Raw genomic sequence first — 6,756 nt, 5'->3', positions numbered from 1 at the left:
AGGCGCTCTCGGTGCGTGTGCTCGAGGCTCCGCCGAGTCTCGCCAAGGCGAAGCGCAAGCCGGCGGACGACATGGCGATCATCGTCGAAGACCTCGTGAAGCTCCTCGACGGGATGGGCGGCGACCTGCGTCGCGGCCGCTATCCCTCCTCCGCTCAGGGCCGGAAGATCGCGGCAGTACTGCGGAAGGTAGCCGATGACCTCGAAGCCTGATGTCGACCAGCGTCTGATCGACGCACACGATCTCGCGCTCGCCGCACTGCATGAGATCACACCGGCCTCGACGGTCGGCCCCGCGGCCGGTTATCTGCCTGAAGAAGATGGGTCGCTCTCGCTGCGGTTCGAGAACCGGATGCCCGGATATCCGGGCTGGTACTGGACCGTCACCGTCGCCCGCGTCGATGAGGAAGAGCCGACCGTGCTCGAGGTCGAGCTGCTGCCCGGAGACGGCGCCCTGCTCGCACCGGAATGGGTGCCGTGGGCGGAACGTCTCGCGGAGTACCGCGCACACCAGGTCGAGCTCGCCGAGCAGGCGGCCGCGGCCGTCGCCGACGCCGATGCCGCCGCGGTCGATGGTGCAGCAGTCGATGACGACTCCGACGAAGTCTCGGATGATGAACTCGACGACGACGACGACGACGACGACGATGATCTCGACGACGACGACGACGACGACGACGATGACGATGACGAGCTCGACGAGGATGAACTCGCCGCGGAACCGCGCGTGCTGCACGCCGGTGACCTCGACGGAGTGGACATCGACGAGCTCGACGATTCGGCCGTCGCTGATGACGACGACTCGGACGACGACGACTCGGACGATGAGGATGAAGACGTCGACGACTCGGATGACGAGGATGAAGACGTCGACGACGAGGATGAGAACGCGGACGACGAGGACGCCTCAGGCGACGAGGAGTGATCCTCGACCTGGATCGACGAGAAGAGGGGCCGCGTGATCACGCGGCCCCTCTTCTCGTTCAGCTCGGGCGTCAGGCGCCCTGCTGCTCGAGCACGTAGTCGATCGACCGGGTGAGCTGTCGGATGTCGTCCGGCTCGATCGAGACGAATGTCGCCACGCGCAGCTGGTTGCGACCGAGCTTGCGGTACGGCTCGGTGTCGACGATGCCGTTCGCCCGCAGCGTCTTGGCGATCGCGGCGGCGTCGATGCTCTCGTCGAAGTCGATCGTGACGACGACCGGCGACCGGTGCGCGGCATCCGTGACGAAGGGGGCGGCGACCGAGGACGCGGCGGCCCAGTCGTAGAGGATTCCCGATGACTCGGCGGTGCGAGCGCCCGCCCAGGCGAGCCCGCCGTTGCCCAGGATCCAGCTCAGCTGGCTGTCGAGCAGGTGCAGCGTGGTCAGGGCGGGGGTGTTGAGGGTCTGGTTGAGCCGCGAGTTGTCGACGGCGTTCTTCAGGCTCAGGAACTCGGGGATGTAGCGATCGGACGCGGCGATCCGCTCGATGCGGTCGACGGCGGCGGGCGAGACCGCGGCGAACCAGAGGCCGCCGTCAGACCCCAGGTTCTTCTGCGGCGCGAAGTAGTAGACGTCCGCCTGAGTGGCGTCGAAGTCGATCCCGCCCGCGGCGCTGGTCGCGTCGATGACAGTGAGAGCGCCGTCGGCAGCCACACGCTCGATGGGAGCCGAGACGCCCGTGGATGTCTCGTTGTGCGGCCAGGCGTAGACGTCGATGCCCTCGACGATCTCGGATGCGCCACGAGAGCCGGGCTCGGACTTGCGGACGTCGGGCGCCTCCAGCCACGGTGCGGCGGCGGCAGCGGCGAACTTGCCGCCGAACTCTCCGAAGACGAGGTTCTGGCTGCGGCGCTCGATCAGGCCGAAGGCGGCGGCATCCCAGAACGCAGTCGATCCGCCGTTGCCGACGATGATCTCGTACCCCTCGGGGAGCCGGAACAGAGCCGCGAGCTGCTCGCGCACGCTTCCCACCAGGTTCTTCACCGGCGCCTGTCGGTGCGAGGTGCCCAGCAGCGTCGGGCCCGCGGCGAGCAGCGCATCGAGCTGCTCGGTGCGCACCTTCGAGGGGCCGCACCCGAAGCGGCCGTCAGCGGGCAGGAGGTCACGGGGAATCTCGATCGCCATGGGTCGATTCTAGGCCGTGCCCCGATGGCGGTTTCCCCGCGTGACGCGCCGATGTCGTCGCGGGAATGTAGGCTTGCCTAAGAAGACCCGGAGGGCCACATGACGGACTTGATCGACACCACGGAGATGTACCTCCGCACCATCCTCGAACTCGAGGAGGAGAACATCGTGCCGCTGCGAGCGCGCATCTCCGAGCGCCTCGGTCACTCGGGTCCGACGGTCTCGCAGACGGTCGGTCGCATGGAGCGCGACGGTCTCGTGGTCGTCTCCGAAGACCGCACCCTCGAGCTCACGGACGCCGGTCGCAGCAAGGCGGTCAACGTCATGCGCAAGCACCGCCTGGCCGAGCGCCTGCTCTCCGACGTGATCGGGTTGGACTGGGCGTTCGTGCACGAAGAGGCCTGCCGCTGGGAGCACGTGATGAGCGAGCAGGTNNCGGAGTCGCCGTACGGCAATCCGATCCCGGGCCTCGACCAGCTCGGAGACGCGCCCGCGCGCACCTTCGACGAAGGCGTCATCGGCCTCGTGCAGAAGCTGAACGCCGCAGGCGCTCCGATCGACGGCACAGTGCGTCGTCTCGCAGAGCCCGCCCAGGTCGATCCCGAGCTTCTCGAGCAGCTTCGCGATGCCGGCGTCGTGCCCGGCGCGAAGGGCGACTACCGCTTCAACGAGGGCTACGTCCTGATCCAGATGGAGGGCAAGGAAGACGGTCTCGAGCTTCCGGTCGAGCTCGCATCGCACATCTTCCTCGTCGGCGAACCTGCCTGATTCCGGGTGGAACCAGGGCTCGAACCCGCGGAATTCCGCCTCTCCGACGATTGCCAGGTTCGTAGGGTGACAGGACCGTTATCTTCCGGTAACCTCGGACGAGTCGTCGAAGAAGCCCGCTGACGACACCCGAGAGGATCCGCCTTCCAGGCTCGTCGACCTCCCGGTCAGACCGCACAACGTACCCGAGATACATTCGTGCCACGAGAGCAGAGTGCCGACGAGCCAGCGCTACCCGAGCGTGCAGGCGCAGGAGGACTAAGTTTTGGCCACAGACATCGAGAAGCCCGCGAAGACAACTGAAGATCGAGCAGTCGCCCGGACGTCACGCGCCCGGATCGATGCGCGCAAGGCCGTCAAGCCGCTGCGTTCGATCGCCATCTTCGGGGCAGTCGGTGCCCTCGTCGCCGCAGTCGCCCTCCCGGCGTACGCCGCGACGAAGCCTGCCGAGTCCGCGGCCACCGTGCAGCAGCTCGCCGCCGTCGACGCGCAGTCGCTCGTCGTCGCCTCCGACGCCGCCGCCGCTCCGCTCAGCCGCGGCACGTTCACCGCCACCACGCCGGACGAGATCGAGAAGAAGAAGGCGGAAGAGGCCGCGGCTGCACGGGCCAAGGCCGCCGCCGCGACCACGTCCACGGCATCGAGCAACTTCGACATCGGCAGCTATGCCCTGGTGTCGCCTGGCTCCGGCGAGGTGCGCTACCCGCTTCCGCAGGGGTCGTACAACGTCAGCCGCACCGTCGGCGGCGCGCACCAGGGTGCCGACATGCTCGCCCCTGCAGGCACTCCGATCTACGCCGCCGCAGCCGGCGTCGTCCGGGCGTCCGCCGAGAACATCGGCGGTTATGGCGTGGCGGTCATGCTCGACAGCGTCGTGGGTGGTCAGCGCGTGCAGACGACCTACGGCCACATGATCTACGGCTCGCGTCAGGTTCAGGCCGGACAGACGGTCGCCGCCGGGCAGCTGATCGGCTTCGTCGGCAGCACGGGTCGCTCGACCGCCAACCACCTGCACTTCGAGGTCTGGGTCAACGGCGGCCTCATGGAGCCCATCGCCTGGCTCGGAGCCAACGCGGGCTGATCGCTCGTCATTGACGCGGGCTGTTCGCTCGTCATCCTTCTTCGCTGACACGCCTTCGCGCGTTCATCTGCGGTTTGGCCTTCGTGTGCTCCTGATGGGTTAGCCTGAACCCGTTGTCGCATAGTCGGGAGAAGCAGATGGAGCGAATATCGAGCATCCGAACCATGGATGCCCTCGGTCGTCACGTCCTTCTGCATCGCTCGCAGGGACGCCACGGTCTTGCCGTGTGCATGAGGCGCTGTCTGTAGACAGCGCCTTTTTTCATCCCCGCGAACGCTTCCGCCCTGTGCGGCTTCGTGTGAGTCGAGAGTGCCGGGAAGCCGTCCCGGCGGATCGAGAGGATGACGATGCGCACACTTGTACTGAACGCAGGATACGAACCGCTCGCGATCGTGTCGTTCAAGAGAGCCCTGGTCCTTGTCATGAACGACAAGGCGACGGTGATCGAGCACGTGGAGGACGACCCCGTCTGGGGCAGCCATGGAGTCTATGACCGCCCTGCGGTGATCGTGCTCTCGCGCTATGTGCGCATTCCGATCAGCAGACGCGTCCCGGTGACGCGGCGCGGAGTTCTGCGCCGCGACAACCACCGCTGCGGGTACTGCGGCAAGGCTGCCTCGACCATCGACCACGTGATGCCGCGGTCGCGCGGCGGAGCCGATTCGTGGGAGAACCTCGTCGCATGCTGCCTGCGCTGCAACAACACCAAGAGCGACCGCACTCCGCAGGAGATGCGATGGGAGCTGCGTGTGCTGCCTCGTCCGCCGCACGGTACCGCCTGGACCGTGCGCGGCACCGAACGCAGCGACCCGCGGTGGGAGCCGTATCTCGCTCTGGCCGCGTGAGCGGGAAGCGAGGGTTCCTCTAGAATGGAACCCTCGCCCCCGTAGCTCAGCAGGATAGAGCAGCCCTCTCCTAAAGGGCAGGTCGCTGGTTCGAATCCAGTCGAGGGCACCCCTCAGTCACGACCACGTCGCCACAGCTTCGACGGCCACCAGATCACTCGGCCCAGATCGTAGGCGAGCGCCGGTACGAGCAGCGATCGCACGACGAACGTGTCGAGCAGCACGCCGAAGGCGACGATGAATGCCAACTGCACGAGGAACAGGATCGGGATCACCGAGAGGGCGGCGAAGGTCGCGGCGAGCACGAGGCCGGCCGAGGTGATGACGCCGCCCGTGATCGAGAGTCCGCGGAGCACTCCCTCTCGCGTGCCGTGCTCGAGGGACTCTTCGCGCACTCTGGTCATCAGGAAGATGTTGTAGTCGATGCCGAGCGCCACCAGGAACACGAAGCCGTAGAGCGGAACCGCGGGGTCGGCGCCGGGGAAGTCGAAGACGCCGTTGAAGACCAGGGCGGAGACACCCATCGCCGTGCCGAACGACAGCACCGTGGTCAGGATCAGGAGCACGGGCGCGAGGATCGACCGCAGCAGCAGCATCAGGATCAGCATGATCACGACGAGGATCACCGGGATGATCAGGTTGCGGTCGTGGATCGAGGCATCGTTCGTGTCGATCGCGGTCGCCGTGACGCCACCGACGAGAGCATCGAGGTCGTTCAGCTCGGTGCGCAGATCGCGCACCGTGGCTGCCGCAGCATCCGAGTCCGCCGCGTCGGTGAGCGTTCCCTGCAGCAGCACCTCGCCGTCGACGACGGTGGGCTCGGGTGCGGGTGTTCCGGGAGGGCCGACAGCCGTCAGCCCGTCTGCGGTGACTGCGGCCGAACCGCTCGGAGAGTCCGCAGCGGTCACCGAGACGCCATCGATGCCGTCATCGGCGAGCAGCACGTCGGCCGCATCCTGCAGCCTGTCTTCCGCGACCACCACGTACACGGGACTGCCCGAGCCACCCGGGAAGTGCTCGCCCAGAGCGACCTGACCGTCGCGGGCCTCCGATGCGCCCAGAACGAGGTCGGACTGTGGCACGCCGACCGCGTTGAGCTGCAGCGCGCCTGCCGCCCCTGCGAGCAGCACCAGAGTGGTGACGATCCAGATGACGCGCGGGCGCTTCGTGATCAGGTGCGCGAGTCGCGCCCACAGCCCGGTCTTGCGCATGCCGTGCTCTTCGGCGACGACGTCGGGCTCGAACTTCGGTCGACGCGGCCAGAACACCGCACGCCCGAACAGCAGCAGCAGAGCGGGAAGAAGGGTGAGAGCGGCCAGCATGGCGAACACGATGCCGATCGCGGCGACGGGGCCGAGGGTGCTGTTGGATTTGAGGTCGCTGAGCAACAGGCAGAGCAGGCCCGCGATCACCGTGCCGCCGGAGGCGACGATCGGCTCGAACGAGCCCTTCCACGCGGCGAGTACCGCTGTGCCCTTGTCCTGAGCGACACGGAGCTCTTCGCGGAACCGGGCCACGAAGAGCAGGGCGTAGTCGGTCGCCGCACCGATCACGAGGATGAACAGGATGCCCTGGGTCTGGCCGCTGAGCAGAAGGACCTCGAACTTCGCGAGCCACCACACCACGAGCAGCGCCACGCACAGCGCGAACAGGCTCGTCGACAGCACCACGATCGGCAGCAGGAACGACCGGTACACCAGCACGAGGATGACCAGGACGGCGAGCAGTGCGACTCCCAGCAGCAGGCCGTCGATGCCGGCGAATCCGGCGACGAGGTCGGCACTGAAGCCGGCGGGACCGGTGATGTAGACCGTCACACCGTCAGGAGCGGCATCTCGGAGCTGGTCGCCGAGCGCCTCGATGGAGTCCGCGAGCTCGGCATCGCCCTCGATCGGGATGAACGCCTGGACGGCCTTCCCGTCGTGGGCGGTGAGTGCGGGGGAGACGTCTGCGCT

General features: G+C 67.4%; 6 protein-coding genes, 1 tRNA gene and 1 pseudogene. 6 read left to right on the top strand and 2 right to left on the bottom strand.

The genetic code is table 11. From position 1 onward, the window contains the following. A pseudogene (locus J7E68_RS10030) lies at positions 1–212 on the top strand (cold-shock protein); the annotation flags it as partial. Next, entirely contained in the window at positions 196–924 is a 729-nt protein-coding gene (locus tag J7E68_RS10025; RefSeq protein WP_215172190.1) for a DUF3027 domain-containing protein, read from the top strand. The pseudogene J7E68_RS10030 and the gene J7E68_RS10025, both read left to right, overlap by 17 nt. Positions 925–994: 70 nt before the next feature. On the opposite strand, the gene serC is transcribed toward J7E68_RS10025, so the two are convergent. Then, a complete protein-coding gene (serC, locus tag J7E68_RS10020) occupies positions 995–2,107 on the bottom strand; it encodes a phosphoserine transaminase (protein ID WP_215172188.1) in 1,113 nt (370 codons plus the stop codon). A gap of 99 nt (positions 2,108–2,206) precedes the next feature. On the opposite strand from serC, the gene J7E68_RS10015 reads away from it, so the two are divergent. From J7E68_RS10015 to J7E68_RS10000, 4 genes are all read left to right on the top strand, one after another. Continuing rightward, positions 2,207–2,875, top strand: a complete 669-nt coding sequence (locus J7E68_RS10015; protein ID WP_215172186.1) for a metal-dependent transcriptional regulator — start codon at positions 2,207–2,209, stop codon at positions 2,873–2,875. A gap of 265 nt (positions 2,876–3,140) precedes the next feature. Next, positions 3,141–3,956 (top strand): M23 family metallopeptidase, encoded by an 816-nt coding sequence (locus tag J7E68_RS10010; protein WP_215172184.1) that lies wholly within the window; start codon positions 3,141–3,143, stop codon positions 3,954–3,956. Positions 3,957–4,303: 347 nt separating this feature from the next. Beyond that, positions 4,304–4,801, top strand: a complete 498-nt coding sequence (locus J7E68_RS10005) for an HNH endonuclease (RefSeq protein WP_215172182.1) — start codon at positions 4,304–4,306, stop codon at positions 4,799–4,801. Between the two features lie 35 nt (positions 4,802–4,836). Further along, a tRNA-Arg gene (locus J7E68_RS10000) sits at positions 4,837–4,910 on the top strand. Between the two features lie 4 nt (positions 4,911–4,914). Here the strand turns inward: J7E68_RS10000 and J7E68_RS09995 are convergent. Further along, a partial coding sequence (locus J7E68_RS09995) for an MMPL family transporter (protein ID WP_215172180.1) occupies positions 4,915–6,756 on the bottom strand: 1,842 nt, incomplete at its 5' end.

The organism is Microbacterium sp. ISL-103 (genome assembly GCF_018613995.1).
In the GTDB taxonomy this organism is placed as follows: Bacteria; Actinomycetota; Actinomycetes; order Actinomycetales; family Microbacteriaceae; genus Microbacterium.
Note: the sequence above shows the minus strand (reverse complement) of the source record. Positions and strands in the feature narration are given on the sequence as shown.

What these genes read in the sequence shown, in the direction of transcription:
- J7E68_RS10025 (WP_215172190.1), top strand. Translation starts at nt 196, where the DNA reads ATGACCTCGAAGCCTGATGTCGACCAGCGTCTGATCGACGCACACGAT.
- serC (WP_215172188.1), bottom strand. Translation starts at nt 2,107, where the DNA reads ATGGCGATCGAGATTCCCCGTGACCTCCTGCCCGCTGACGGCCGCTTC.
- J7E68_RS10005 (WP_215172182.1), top strand. Translation starts at nt 4,304, where the DNA reads ATGCGCACACTTGTACTGAACGCAGGATACGAACCGCTCGCGATCGTG.